The organism is Enterococcus sp. JNUCC 77 (genome assembly GCF_054819945.1).
This window is the reverse complement of the sequence record NZ_JBTHIG010000003.1, coordinates 64042-76796: the sequence shown is the minus strand read 5'-3', so window position 1 is coordinate 76796 and position 12755 is coordinate 64042. Positions and strand designations below refer to the sequence as shown.

The window sequence follows — 12755 nt, the reverse complement described above, 5'->3', positions numbered from 1 at the left end:
CGGAAAAGGAGAATAGAAAATGAAAAGTTTAAAAGTTAATATGGTGCGCCGTGACGAAGTAGAAGTTGAGCTAGACCCAAATTATTTTAATGAAGAATGGTTTAAACAATTTAGAAAATATATGTACGACTATCACACATTACAAGGAATTGCCGAATATATAGCGTTTAATGTTGTTAACAATAATGCAACGGAAATAGATGGGATTGGTGTTCCACTCCGTGATGGCGAAAGACCTTACTGGATTAACGATGATGTTGAGGTTAACGAACATGTAAATGTAAACTACAATTCTTACAACACAGATACAGAATATGAGTAATTCCACAAAAGAAACAGATTGCAGAAAAGGGAGTGTATTATTTGGAATTTAAAAGATATAAGAATCAAAGAATGGTACATGATTTGAAAATAGACCCAAAGTACTTTACAGATTTAGAACTTGGAAGTAAAACTTTTGAAATTCGTAAAGATGATAGACCTTATAAGGTAAATGATATGTTGCTACTACAAGCTTTTAATAGTTCTAGTAATGAATATAGTGGTGCCACTGCTTTTGCTAGCATTGTAGGAATTTTTGGGCGTGAAGAATCTGAAAAAGTATATGTCAAAGACGGTTATGTAATTTTGTCTATTGAATTAATCAAAAGCAGGTATGTTATCGATTAGTCTCGAAAAGAAATAAATTACAGAAAAAAACTATCTAAAAAGATAGTTTTCAATCAGACCATAATATTCTAGAAGATTTTTGAAGATATTTCATCAACAACTAGCACATCTTCATTTCTAAGAGGTATTACATCAATAGTCTTATTGTAATCATCGAAAATTTTAGTTGTTTCTCTATCAAAAGGAATCTCTTTGTAATGAGGTAACGGATAATAAGGTAAAAGATTTAGTGCGTTATAAGAATTAAGCAAAGTGGCTTTATTCTTATCGTCGAGCAAAGAAATATATTCAATGTTTTTTGATGTAACTATTGCGCCGGCCGATTCGCCTATATAGATTTTTCCATTTTTTACTTGCTTAATTATTTCTAAGTCCGTATTTGAAGATTTGAGATTTTCTAGTAAAAAGAAACTATTTCCACCTGATAAGTAAATAAAGTTATTGTGTTGAATTATTTTTTTGATGTCGCTTTTACTAGCACGACTGATGTCTAAAATGTCAATTTTGAAATTGAGAGCATCAAACACTTGTATAGCGTCATTTACAAAAAAATCCACATCTTCAACTAAAGAAGCAGTAGGGATAAATGTAAGAGTTCTGTCTAGGGGAAACCTTTCAATGTAATTTTCGAATTTTTTTGAAACATCAGAAAATGAAGAGCATAGAAATAAATTTTTCAATATAGTCACCTCTGTTTTTTTATAAAGATACCATAAAAGTACCATTTGTTAAAAATTTCAGTGAGTTTTCCATAAACGACGGATATAGCTGAGTCAGTAAAAGAAACAAATTGTGGAATCAGAAAGGAAGAAAATATAGTGGGATGGACTGTTAAAGAATTTAAAGAAGCGTTGAAAGAGGTTCCTGACGAAGCAGTTCTTCACTTGCAGATAAACAGTCATATGATAGAACAGGCGACTACAATCGTTCTAATGGAAAGAGCAGAACTTTATCCAGCACTAGTTTTATCACCATTTGTGAGACAAGCAGATGCTTATGAAATGATCGATGGGAAAATAATTGATAAACATTCAAAAAAATAGAATAGTAATCGACGGATATAAAGGAAGTGGTGAAATGAATACATTTTTAATTTGGTACACAAGTGGAAAACGAAATGAAAAAATCCCTCGACTCATTACGGCCACTAGCAAAGAAGACGCAAAAGAACGTTTCGCAGAGATCGTTAGTGACTGGAATGAAATTCTATCAATTGAGGATCATTATATCTAAAAAAACAGCAATAAGAGACGTGTGAGTATAGAAGGGGTTAAAGGTCATAACATGATATAAATATCGCAAATGAAATAAATGTGATTTATGCCTAAGCAACCATGCGCGATTCCCTTGTATTTACATTGGAAGGAGCTGACTATGAAAAAGAAAAGAAAAAAGAGCAGTAAAGGTCTTTTAGGTGTATTGATCCCAATAGCTGTAGGACTATTTGCATGGGGAAGTAATTACTTAGATACTGAAGAGACACCTAAAGACCAGACCAATACAACTATCAACTCTGAGATCAGCAATTCAACAATGAACCAAGAAACTGTTAATTTAGACTATGATGGCACGAATAAAGTCGTCACTATCAATAATAATCAACCAACTTTCAATCAGGAAGATTTGTCCCTGGCTAATGGCTTGTGGCAAAGCTTCTCGGACTTAGACAATTTGAATCGTGTTGGTGTTGCAAATGCGTTGTTAGGATACGAATTAATGCCGACGGAAGAAAGAGGCGATATCTCGTCAGTATATCCGACTGGGTGGAAACAAAGAAAATTATCGAGTGATAAATATTTGTGTAATCGATCACATTTAATTGGTTATCAACTGACAGGAGTAAATGACAACTGGAAGAACCTTTTCACTGGTACAGAGCAAATGAACCAAGAAACCATGGTACAATATGAGAATCAAGTAGCAGACTATCTGAGACAGACGAAAAATCATGTACGTTACCGTGTGACGCCTTATTTCAAAGACAATGAGTTACTTTGTCGTGGGGTGCAAATGGAAGCGCAAAGCGTGGAAGATAGCACGATCAGTTACAATGTTTTTATCTTTAATGTGGAAGATGGTTATACGTTGGACTATGCTACTGGTAATATTTTACTACACTAGCAGGAGTTACTATTATGAATAAATTCTATAATTTCCTAATGGCTAATATTCATACTAAAAAAATTACTATTGCTTTATTAGTTAGCATTGTGTTGTTTTTGATTTTTCACGTAGAAGATAAGGAAGTTCTATTAATAGTATGTTATACAAGTATTTTTGTTATACAACAAGATAGTTATGCCATTATTAAAGACTCCATTCACCGTTTAACTGGTAGTCTTATTTCAGGTATATTGTCACTTTTATTTTTTTGGATCACTAATTTTTTTCATGGTTGGAATAATTCAAATTACTACCTATTAGGTATTCCCATATTAATCTTTCTTTCAATAAATCTGGTAGGTGGCTTTGAAAAAAATAAAGCAGGAGCTATGGCTGCATGTTTAACCACAATTAATATGTTAGTCATTGTTAAACCAACAATTGAATCTGTCTATTTATTAGAGAGATTATTAGCAACAATTATAGGTGGTATGATTGCTTTAGCAGTAAACTTAACATTTCACCATCTAGAAAAAAAATATGGAACTAATACTTGAAAAAAAAACTATATATGCTATTCAGACAAGAAGTGTTACTTTTGGGTATACCCATAAGTTACACTTTTTTTGAATCTTATTCCAACTATTAGTTTTAGATTGATATGAAGCGAGTTAAATAGTAACAAGAGAATATTCAATTAGTTTAATTGTGATTATTAAAAAGAATCAAAGTGATTGACAAAACATAGATATTTATCTATATTATTACATAGACAAACATCTATGTAATAGGGGGGATAAATATGAACTATGACGAACTATCAATAATGCTTAAAGCACTTGCTGATCCAAAACGATTAAAAATAATTGATTTATTGTCTTGCGGAAATTTGTGTGCATGTGATATTTTAGACTATTTTGATTTTACTCAACCAACTCTGTCACATCACATGAAGATACTGGAAAAAGTCGGTATTGTATTTGTAACTAAAGATGGCACATGGCACAGATACCAACTGACAGATAGTTTTGTTAATCAATTTATGGGTTCCATGGTGCAACTATTTTCTAATGAAGAGAATTGCATTTGTAATGTACCAAATTGTAATTGCAAAGGAGAAAGAAATAATGAAAAAATTAGAACTATTTGAACCGGCAATGTGTTGCTCAACAGGTGTGTGTGGTCCTTCGGTCGACGAAAAATTGCTAATGGTAACTTCTGTTTTTGAAACATTTGAAGAACTAGATACTATTGAAGCTTCACGTCACAATCTAACAAGTGATCCAGATTCTTTTGTTAATAACTCAATGATTTTGAAAATGTTGAAAGAAAAAGGAAACGATATTTTACCTGTTACCTTGGTTAATGGTGAAGTTGTTAAAGAAGGGGAATATCCTTCGTTAGAAGAGTTTGGAAAATACGCTGATATTCACTTTGTCCCTCAGCCTACTAATAATCCTAGTAGTTGTTGCGACACAAATATAGGAAACGAAGGCTGTTGTTAACAGCCTCTTTTCTAGCTTAAATAAGGAGGGAAACTCATGGAAAAGTATACGCCACAGACGATGGAATTAACTAAATATATTTTTTTTACTGGTAAGGGCGGTGTTGGAAAGACTACCACAGCTTGTGCAACTGCTACTTCATTAGCGCAAGATGGAAATAAAGTTATGCTAGTCAGTACGGATCCAGCGTCAAACCTACAGGATGTTTTTCAGACAAAATTAACGAACAAACCTACGTCAATTAATGGAATCAATAACTTAATGGTTGCAAATTTTGATCCGATTACTGCTGCTGAAGAATATAAAGAAAGTATTGTTACGCCATATCGCGGTGTTCTTCCAGACAGTGCGTTAATAAATATGGAAGAACAATTATCAGGATCATGTACAGTTGAGATAGCCGCATTCAATGAGTTTGCAAACTTTTTAACTGATAAAAAAGTTGCTGAGGAATTCGATTACGTCATTTTTGATACGGCCCCAACAGGGCATACACTAAGAATGCTACAACTGCCTTCTGCTTGGAATAATTTCCTTGATGAGAATACGACTGGTGTTTCATGCCTAGGTCAATTATCTGGTTTAGGTGACAAAAAAGACATGTATGAAAAAGCTGTAGAAACATTGACTAATGGAAAAAGAACAACCTTGATACTAGTTACTAGACCACAAAATGCGCCTTTAATTGAAGCAGAGAGAGCTTCTGAAGAACTATTAAAATTAGGAATTGAGAATCAGAAATTAGTTGTCAATGGTCTGCTGGAAACCCATGATGAAACTATTTCAGAGGAAATATATACTGAACAGAAAAATGACCTAAATAATATGCCAGAACAATTAACTAAATTTGATATATTCTATATTCCTCTTAGACCTTATAACGTTACAGGGATAGACAAACTTCAAATTTTATTAAGAGACCAACAGCCTACTATTGATCAACAGAAACAAGAAAATATTGATTTTCCTAATTTAGATTCTATCGTTAAAGAGTTTATCCGAACAAATAAAAAAATCATTTTTACCATGGGTAAAGGTGGTGTTGGTAAAACCACTGTAGCAATTAAAATTGCTGAAAAACTAGCAAAATCAGGAAAAAAAGTTCATTTAGCTACAACTGATCCTGCTGATCACTTAAATTTATTCATTTCAGGTGACTTACCTATATCAATTAGTCATATTGATGAGGAAAAGGAACTGGAAGATTATAAAGAAGAAGTTATTTCTAAAGCCCGTGAAACAATGAATGAAGATGATGTTGCTTACGTCGAAGAAGATCTCCGTTCACCTTGTACACAAGAAATTGCAATCTTTCGTGCATTTGCAGAAATTGTAGATAAATCTGAAACTGAAATTGTTGTGATAGATACTGCACCAACTGGTCATACATTGCTTTTACTTGATTCCACACAAAGTTATGCAAAAGAAGTGGAAAGAAGTTCAGGAGAAGTTCCCTTGTCTATTCAAAAGTTATTGCCTCGACTTCAGAACCGAGAAGAAACTGAAGTTTTAATGGTAACTTTACCAGAAACTACACCTGTTTATGAATCGATGCGCTTAGATGAAGATTTAGATCGTGCAGAAATTGCACATACTTGGTGGTTAGTAAATCAAAGTATGTATGCTACGAATACGGAAAACAAGATCTTAAAGGCTCGAGCTTTTAATGAACTTGAATGGATTAAGAAAGTAGCTGAATTATCGAATAATCATTTTGCAGTAGAACAGTGGGAACCTAATTTTTAAAGACAATAAAGCGTTACTTATCATGATATTAACTAAATAATGGAGTTGGGAGAATTGAATAAAGTATCAAATAAATTATCTATACTAGATAGATACCTTACGTTATGGATATTCATCGCTATGGGGATTGGAATTGGTTTGGGTTTTTACTTTCCTAGTATCCGACAAACGATAAATCATTTTGAGATCGGTACAACTTCTATACCTATCGCTATTGGTCTAATTCTTATGATGTATCCCCCATTAACAAAGGTTAAGTATGAAGAAATCGGACGTGTGTTTCGAGATTGGAAAGTATTATTGCTCTCACTGTTTCAGAATTGGATTGTAGGGCCAATACTTATGTTCATTTTAGCAGTATTATTTCTTCGTGATTATCCTAGTTATATGACTGGATTAATTATGATCGGACTTGCACGATGTATTGCTATGGTAATAGTTTGGAGTGAACTAGCACAAGGAGATAACGAATATACCGCAGGATTAGTAGCTTTTAACTCAATTTTCCAAATAGTTTTCTACTCTTTATTCGCGTATATTTTTGTAACTTTATTACCAAACTGGCTGGGTTTAGAAACTCATACAATAAATATCACTATCGGTGAAATAGCAAAAAGTGTTTTTATATACTTAGGAATTCCTTTTATTGCAGGATTTTCTACCAGATATTTATTAATAAAATTCAAGGGAAAGAAATGGTTTGAAAAAAAATTTATTCCTAAAATAAGTCCCATAACACTGATTGCTTTACTTTTTACAATTATTGTAATGTTCTCAGTCAAAGGGGAAAAGATAATTGAACTACCATTCGACGTTATTAGAATAGCTGTTCCCTTATTAATTTATTTTATAATAATGTTTTTTATTTCTTTTATTCTTTCGAAAAAAATGGGAACCTCCTATCCAGTAGCAGCTTCTTTATCTTTCACAGCTGCAAGTAATAATTTTGAACTAGCAATTGCAGTTGCTGTAGGTGTATTTGGTATAAATTCGGGCGAAGCGTTTGCAGCAGTTATAGGGCCCTTAGTTGAAGTCCCTGTTTTAATAGCTTTAGTTAATGTAGCTTTAAAAATGAAAAGTAAATTTTTTAATAAAGTCAAATAAAGGTTTTATAAAGAAGTGTCACCTATGGGTATACCCACAGGTGACACTTTTCGTTATTTCGAGAATCCTGTTCTACTAAATTTTTAGAAATGCTAAGTAATGTGACTTTTGAATGGATATTATATCGATTCTTTTAGTTCGAAGGACATTTAAAGAACGTAATATGATCCTGATAGATAAAGCATTAATCAAGTACGATATTGTGAAACATCTTATCCCAACTGGAACTATACATTGGGGAAATTTAAATACTCATCCTAATGCCTGCTCTTGGAACAATCCCCGCTCCATGGAACCAACCATTTGATGAACATTTATCAGAGTTTTTAGGTCACATTGTATGGGGGTGGTCTATAGCGGCAACTGTATACTATATTATTGCAAAAGACAAAAAAGGAAATCTTGTCAACATTTGAATTTTAACTAGTGATAAAAGTGTTACTTATGTATAGCCGCATAAGTAACACTTTTTAGTATGTTTGCAGTGATTTTTTGATTATTTCTAATATTTCAGATATGTAACTTTTGAATTTTAGTGAATTAAAATTTTTATCAACTTAATTTTGCTTGATTAAGCTTTAGTGCTGATCTTCTTCTTAGTATAATTTAATGCTTTATATTTCAAAAATAAACGTTTTTGTTCTATGATAAGAGTAAAGTATTGGGGGGTTGGATAATTTGAAAAAGAAATCTAAATTTTTTTTATTTTTACTCGCACTATCGGCAGTTTTTCCTTTGTTTTTCACACTTGTTTCTTCACAAAAAGCTGTAAAATTGCCATTCCATCTTATTGATGTAAGAGAATACCCTTTTTTTGATAATTATCTAATAATTATTTTATTTTGGCTAAGCCTAATGTGGCTAGTCGTATTGCTGATTGCTTTAATAGTAATTATTTTTTTTCCCAGCTATAGAAAACAAATGAAAATTAAATCAGAATCAGGAGCTCTTACAATACAAAAAAAAGCAATTGATAACTTCATTTTATGTATCTTAAAAGATGAGAAATTTGTGGCAAATCCATCTGTAACTACTATCTTTAAAGCAAAAAAAATAAAAATAAAAATTAAAGGTGATATCAGGGGATCCGATACTAATATTATCGAAAAAAAGAATTATCTTTCAACTGAAATAGAGACAAAAATAAAAGATTTATTCGGCATAAACGAACGGATCCAAACAGTAGTCACTTTTAAAAATTATAAAAAATCAAAAAAAAATCAACAGACAAAACGAGTAAATTAAGGAGATAAATTATGAATCAAGAGCTTTGGAGAACATATAAACTTCCAATTATTTTTGGTATTCTTGGCCTACTTATCGCAATCTGTTTCATGACTTTAGGTTTTCTAAAAACAGTATTAATTCTAATATTCACTAGTGTAGGTATTTCCTTAGGATTCTATTTACGGTCAAAAGGTTTTTTTGATCGATAATATAGTACATTAAAACAAATATAAGGGGGAAGAAAAATGGACAATAAAGATTTAGCAAAGAAGAACAATGAAGGTAGTAAAGTTCCTGAACCGGATAATGAAATCAAAGGAACATTAACGTTTGATGACAAAGTTATACAAAAAATTGTGGGTATCGCTTTGGAAGAAATTGATGGTCTTTTAACTGTAGATGGAGGGTTCTTCTCTAATTTGGCAGGAAAAATTGTTAATACAGACGACGTAACCTCTGGTGTAGATGTAGAGGTTGGCAAGCAACAGGTAGCAGTTGACTTAGATATTGTAGCTGAATACGGTAGAGATATAACAAATATATATGATAGAATCAAAAAAGTAGTATCTCGTGAAGTTAAAAAAATGACTGGTTTGGATTTAATTGAAGTAAATGTTAATGTTGTAGATGTAAAATCAGAGGAACAATATGAAAAAGACGCGACTACTGTACAAGATAAATTATCAGATGCTGCAGAAACTACTGGAGAATTTGTTTCTAAGCAAACAGAGAATGCAAAAGAAGCGGTTAGTAAAACTGGAGATAAATTAAATAATCAAGCTTCTAAAGCTAAAAAGACTGTAGATAATGTAACAGAGTCACGAGTAAAATAAAAATGCTTAGGTATTAATTCAGGTAAGTTGACATGGAAAATTTGTTTCCATGTCTTTTTTTTGACTCTTTGCGGCACTTTCTCATTTGAAAAATATTTTTTATGTTTTTATACTAATTAAGAAAGCAAACTGTCCATTATAGGTATACTTATAATGGATTTTTTAAATTGTTACAGACACACAAAATGATCTTGTCTATTATACATGCCAATAAAAAAGGCTTTACATTTTTCAGAAGGTAAGCCACATATACCAGTATAAAATTCCAAATTTACTTTCTTTACTTATATCACATTAAATTAAGAGAAAGAATTTATTTATATATGAGTTAAGAGTATTATATAAGTGTATTTAAGAGAGGAGAATTAAATATCATGGATAAGTTGAAATGGTTTGCTGGTGGAGACGAGCGAAGAAAAAAAGCGATAAGTGAACTAAAAAAATTAAGTGAGCGATTAAATGAAACCACAGAAGTAGAACTAAAAGAATTAATAAGAGACTATTTAGCTCAATTAGAAACTAAACAAGAATCTGTTCCTTTCATTTTGAGTAGATTTAATATCGAGATATCTAATTGCTTATCGAAATACTCGATTAAATTATCGGTAGAAGATGAAGAATCATTAAAAAATATCTCAGACCTAAGTCAAATAAGATATGGATACTAGTTGCTTTGTATAAAAAGAAAAAATATTGATTTCAGGGTCAGAAACTTAAGAGTTTTTGACCTTTTTATTTTACTCTAAATGTATTAGTCTACTCTAGTGTCCAAAATTTATGTTCATTAAATCAAGACAGCTTCGTATATTTTAAATGTAAATTTTCAAATAAATAAATTTTTTAATATGCGTATATTAAAAACGGATAGAACAAACCATAACCGAGAAATTTCTGAAAAAAAAGGCATAACCAAAGCTATACAAGGCAAGTGTGTAATGTTGGTATTCAAATTTGAGGCATCTTTTTTTGATATAAATGGATTTTATTACTCCTTTCGTCACCTTATACTATTTTTAATTGTTATTTAAAATAGTGTAAGATTTACGTTTGATTTTTATAAGTATTTTTGAAGTTGATTTATCACAATGGTTATTTAGTTAGCCTGTTTATAGGTACCATAGCTACGAAAAAAAACTTGCACAGATATCTACTCTTTCTAAGAGAAGGTCCCTGTACAAGTTTTTTATTTTTCTTCACCGCTTTTTAACTTGGTATAGTGAATTCTAAGTACAAGACTATAAACCTTGATATCAATAGCTTTTTAATAAGCTCATTGACGACCATTGACGGCTATTACGAAATAACGAGGTGCTTTTTATCTTGAAAGCTAGCGATAATATAAACGGAAAATGTCACAGTCTTAAAAGAGGAAGAATCTAAAAAAAAACAAAAAAAGCCCCCCTCAGTTTTCTCATTTCATTTTTTAAATGAATATTGAAGAAAAATGACGTTAGGCGATTTGTTCTTTTTTTAAGATTGCTTGTTGGCGACTTTTTAAATTTGCATCAGTATAGACATCCAGGGTCATTTGAGTAGATGCATGACCAAGAATTGCACTTACTGCTGTGATACTAGCATTAGCTTCAATACACCTCGTAGCAAAAGTATGACGCAATTGGTGAAAATGAATATTTTTCAAGTCACATTTCGTTAAAATTTGGTGGAAATAGTAAGTAATTTGCCTAGGCTCTTGAGGTAGTTCCCGAGAGGAACAGACGTAAGGTCCCGTTGCTTTTCGTGCACCCTTTTTTAACCATTTGTAAAGATTTCGACCGATAGGAACAACCCGTATTGATTGTTCACTCTTTGCCGATGTAAATAATAAAGTTGTTTTCTGTTGTTCCTGTTGTAAAGGAACCCGTTGGTAAGATTGAGTAACACGAAGTGTTTTTGCCTTAAAATCGATATCTGACCACTTCAAAGCTGATATTTCTCCAATCCTTAACCCAGTATTTAGCGCTAAAATAATAGGTAATCCCTTAGACAGGGGTAGTTGCTTGGCAGCAATTTCAACCTTTTCTTCTTCCTCAGTAGACAGAGATCGAATCATCTTTTTTTGTTTTTTTGGTAAGTCTATATGATGACAAGGTTGTTGATTAATTTTTCCTTTTGTAAGAGCATCTTGTAAGCTCTTTTTAACAATTTGATAGATAACGTGAATGGTTGAAGCGCCAAGGTTTTGGTCACTTAAGGTATCAATAACTTGTTGAATACTCTCTTTTGTTAACTGATTTAAAGGCATATTCCCTATATGAGAGAAGACATAACGCTTTAACTTATAAAAATATGTGGCATAGGTACTTTCCTTTAGCGTCTTTCTTCGTTCTTTTAGCCACTGATAGACCCATTCTTCATAGGATTGCGCACTTAACCCATTTTGTTGACAGACCTTTTGATAAGTCAATTTGTAATAATAAAGCTTCTCCTTTACTTCTTTATAGCTGCGGCCATAAATATAGCCATAATGGATTTTCCCATTTTCTTTGATTCCTTTTTTATATCGGCCTTCCCACCGTAAGTCTTTTCTTTTGTAGATATTTTCGCCTCGTTTAGGCATTAAAAACACTCCTTTTTTTTGACGGCTTAATTGACGGTTGTTAAAAATATTAAAAAAACAAAAAAAATCAAATTTATTTGTTAATTTTCAACTAACAATTATTTTTATTTGAAAAAAGATTGAAATTAATATGAATTTTGGTTAACATACCAATATAAGCTAGCGTTATATTTGCTTTTAAATAGTGTATATTGATTTATACTTGGTATTCACTATACCAAGTACAAAATTAGTATAAACGAATATGTTGATTATCTTTTTTTAAGAATGAAAAAAATTGGAAGGGGATGCAAAAATGAGAGTCCTTATTATAACAAATAATATAGAAAATGAGATGACTCTTCATGAACAATTAAATCGATTGAATCATGAGATATATATAACTCGTGATTTGTATGTAAATTGGTTGCAGAGTGGGAAATTCCCACATTGGATCAGTAATTTTCCAATGATTTTTATTAGTGAAACAATTTCACAAAAGGAAGCTCTGGAAATTCTTGAATATATAAATAATTGGAGAACTATTTGTTTATTAAAAATCGATGATGTACTAACTATTGAGGAAGAAGAAGTTCTGTATGATAAGGGTTTTGATGCTTGTATTTCAACTCAAGGATCTTTTTCAGAACTTAGAGAAACAATATTTAATTGTTCGACAAAAGAAAAAAAAGAGACAGATATTCAAAAAAAGCAGTTAATATTACCTTTTAAAAATTTCCAAGAGCAATTGGCTCCCAAAGATCAACAAATTATTTCTGCATTACTAAAAGCTACCGATAGACCTATTAGTAGAAAAGAGTTGTCAAATGTATTGTGGCATAAATGTACAAATGCTACTTTAAGTCAACTCTCATTACGAATAGGTAAAATTAATCAAAAGATTTCTAACGAATACGGTATTGACTGTGCTATCCAAACATTATGGAGGAAGGGTTATTATTTTAACGATTTATTCTATAGCACTATAGTCAAAAATGAATACTTGTAGTACACATACTTATATTTAATAGA

General features: G+C 31.5%; 17 protein-coding genes and 1 pseudogene. 16 read left to right on the top strand and 2 right to left on the bottom strand.

Features of this window, described 5'->3' with window-relative positions:
• Nucleotides 1–19: 19 nt before the first annotated feature.
• Entirely contained in the window at nucleotides 20–322 is a 303-nt protein-coding gene (locus ACVWNY_RS18235) for a hypothetical protein (protein ID WP_454072372.1), read from the top strand.
• A gap of 41 nt (nucleotides 323–363) precedes the next feature.
• A complete protein-coding gene (locus ACVWNY_RS18230) occupies nucleotides 364–669 on the top strand; it encodes a DUF3850 domain-containing protein (protein ID WP_454072371.1) in 306 nt (101 codons plus the stop codon).
• A gap of 68 nt (nucleotides 670–737) precedes the next feature.
• Here ACVWNY_RS18230 and ACVWNY_RS18225 read toward each other — a convergent pair whose 3' ends face one another.
• Nucleotides 738–1358, bottom strand: a complete 621-nt coding sequence (locus tag ACVWNY_RS18225) for a Type 1 glutamine amidotransferase-like domain-containing protein (protein WP_461211764.1) — start codon at nucleotides 1356–1358, stop codon at nucleotides 738–740.
• A 129-nt stretch (nucleotides 1359–1487) separates the two neighbouring features.
• Between ACVWNY_RS18225 and ACVWNY_RS18220 the strand changes: the two genes are divergently transcribed.
• The 13 genes and pseudogenes from ACVWNY_RS18220 to ACVWNY_RS18160 all read left to right on the top strand — a co-directional run bounded on the left by ACVWNY_RS18220 (nucleotide 1488) and on the right by ACVWNY_RS18160 (nucleotide 9855).
• Nucleotides 1488–1712: a hypothetical protein gene (locus tag ACVWNY_RS18220; protein ID WP_454072369.1), complete on the top strand. Its 225-nt coding sequence runs from the start codon at nucleotides 1488–1490 to the stop codon at nucleotides 1710–1712.
• A gap of 34 nt (nucleotides 1713–1746) precedes the next feature.
• The gene (locus ACVWNY_RS18215; RefSeq protein WP_454072368.1) at nucleotides 1747–1902 is read left to right on the top strand and encodes a hypothetical protein; all 156 of its coding nucleotides are present in this window, start codon (nucleotides 1747–1749) and stop codon (nucleotides 1900–1902) included.
• A gap of 141 nt (nucleotides 1903–2043) precedes the next feature.
• Complete coding sequence (locus tag ACVWNY_RS18210) at nucleotides 2044–2790, top strand: DNA/RNA non-specific endonuclease (RefSeq protein ID WP_454072367.1); 747 nt, start codon at nucleotides 2044–2046, stop codon at nucleotides 2788–2790.
• 14 nt (nucleotides 2791–2804) lie between these two features.
• On the top strand, nucleotides 2805–3329 hold the full coding sequence (locus ACVWNY_RS18205) for an aromatic acid exporter family protein (protein WP_454072366.1): 525 nt from the start codon (nucleotides 2805–2807) through the stop codon (nucleotides 3327–3329).
• Nucleotides 3330–3574: 245 nt separating this feature from the next.
• Complete coding sequence (locus ACVWNY_RS18200) at nucleotides 3575–3922, top strand: ArsR/SmtB family transcription factor (RefSeq protein WP_454072365.1); 348 nt, start codon at nucleotides 3575–3577, stop codon at nucleotides 3920–3922.
• The gene (gene arsD, locus ACVWNY_RS18195) at nucleotides 3900–4277 is read left to right on the top strand and encodes an arsenite efflux transporter metallochaperone ArsD (protein WP_454072364.1); all 378 of its coding nucleotides are present in this window, start codon (nucleotides 3900–3902) and stop codon (nucleotides 4275–4277) included. Before ACVWNY_RS18200 ends, arsD begins: the two co-directional genes overlap by 23 nt.
• A 36-nt stretch (nucleotides 4278–4313) precedes the next feature.
• Nucleotides 4314–6023, top strand: a complete 1710-nt coding sequence (arsA, locus tag ACVWNY_RS18190) for an arsenical pump-driving ATPase (RefSeq protein ID WP_454072363.1) — start codon at nucleotides 4314–4316, stop codon at nucleotides 6021–6023.
• Nucleotides 6024–6077: 54 nt separating this feature from the next.
• Nucleotides 6078–7127, top strand: coding sequence for an ACR3 family arsenite efflux transporter (gene arsB, locus ACVWNY_RS18185; protein WP_454072362.1), 1050 nt, complete (start codon nucleotides 6078–6080; stop codon nucleotides 7125–7127).
• 251 nt (nucleotides 7128–7378) lie between these two features.
• Nucleotides 7379–7543 (top strand): annotated as a pseudogene (locus ACVWNY_RS18180) (DUF1440 domain-containing protein); the annotation flags it as partial.
• A 262-nt stretch (nucleotides 7544–7805) separates the two neighbouring features.
• A complete protein-coding gene (amaP, locus tag ACVWNY_RS18175) occupies nucleotides 7806–8372 on the top strand; it encodes an alkaline shock response membrane anchor protein AmaP (protein ID WP_454072361.1) in 567 nt (188 codons plus the stop codon).
• Between the two features lie 11 nt (nucleotides 8373–8383).
• Nucleotides 8384–8563 (top strand): DUF2273 domain-containing protein, encoded by a 180-nt coding sequence (locus ACVWNY_RS18170; protein WP_454072360.1) that lies wholly within the window; start codon nucleotides 8384–8386, stop codon nucleotides 8561–8563.
• A gap of 36 nt (nucleotides 8564–8599) precedes the next feature.
• A complete protein-coding gene (locus ACVWNY_RS18165) occupies nucleotides 8600–9187 on the top strand; it encodes an Asp23/Gls24 family envelope stress response protein (RefSeq protein ID WP_454072359.1) in 588 nt (195 codons plus the stop codon).
• A 374-nt stretch (nucleotides 9188–9561) separates the two neighbouring features.
• The gene (locus ACVWNY_RS18160; protein ID WP_454072358.1) at nucleotides 9562–9855 is read left to right on the top strand and encodes a bacteriocin immunity family protein; all 294 of its coding nucleotides are present in this window, start codon (nucleotides 9562–9564) and stop codon (nucleotides 9853–9855) included.
• 782 nt (nucleotides 9856–10637) lie between these two features.
• Here the strand turns inward: ACVWNY_RS18160 and ACVWNY_RS18155 are convergent.
• The gene (locus ACVWNY_RS18155) at nucleotides 10638–11744 is read right to left on the bottom strand and encodes a tyrosine-type recombinase/integrase (RefSeq protein WP_454072467.1); all 1107 of its coding nucleotides are present in this window, start codon (nucleotides 11742–11744) and stop codon (nucleotides 10638–10640) included.
• Between the two features lie 277 nt (nucleotides 11745–12021).
• On the opposite strand from ACVWNY_RS18155, the gene ACVWNY_RS18150 reads away from it, so the two are divergent.
• Entirely contained in the window at nucleotides 12022–12732 is a 711-nt protein-coding gene (locus tag ACVWNY_RS18150) for a winged helix-turn-helix domain-containing protein (protein WP_461211759.1), read from the top strand.
• Nucleotides 12733–12755: the final 23 nt, after the last annotated feature.

Bases quoted from the DNA above. Each gene is read 5' to 3' on its own strand.
- ACVWNY_RS18235 (WP_454072372.1), top strand. From the start codon at position 20: ATGAAAAGTTTAAAAGTTAATATGGTGCGCCGTGACGAAGTAGAAGTT.
- ACVWNY_RS18215 (WP_454072368.1), top strand. From the start codon at position 1,747: ATGAATACATTTTTAATTTGGTACACAAGTGGAAAACGAAATGAAAAA.
- ACVWNY_RS18210 (WP_454072367.1), top strand. From the start codon at position 2,044: ATGAAAAAGAAAAGAAAAAAGAGCAGTAAAGGTCTTTTAGGTGTATTG.
- ACVWNY_RS18205 (WP_454072366.1), top strand. From the start codon at position 2,805: ATGAATAAATTCTATAATTTCCTAATGGCTAATATTCATACTAAAAAA.
- ACVWNY_RS18200 (WP_454072365.1), top strand. From the start codon at position 3,575: ATGAACTATGACGAACTATCAATAATGCTTAAAGCACTTGCTGATCCA.
- arsD (WP_454072364.1), top strand. From the start codon at position 3,900: ATGAAAAAATTAGAACTATTTGAACCGGCAATGTGTTGCTCAACAGGT.
- arsA (WP_454072363.1), top strand. From the start codon at position 4,314: ATGGAAAAGTATACGCCACAGACGATGGAATTAACTAAATATATTTTT.
- ACVWNY_RS18170 (WP_454072360.1), top strand. From the start codon at position 8,384: ATGAATCAAGAGCTTTGGAGAACATATAAACTTCCAATTATTTTTGGT.
- ACVWNY_RS18165 (WP_454072359.1), top strand. From the start codon at position 8,600: ATGGACAATAAAGATTTAGCAAAGAAGAACAATGAAGGTAGTAAAGTT.
- ACVWNY_RS18160 (WP_454072358.1), top strand. From the start codon at position 9,562: ATGGATAAGTTGAAATGGTTTGCTGGTGGAGACGAGCGAAGAAAAAAA.
- ACVWNY_RS18155 (WP_454072467.1), bottom strand. From the start codon at position 11,744: ATGCCTAAACGAGGCGAAAATATCTACAAAAGAAAAGACTTACGGTGG.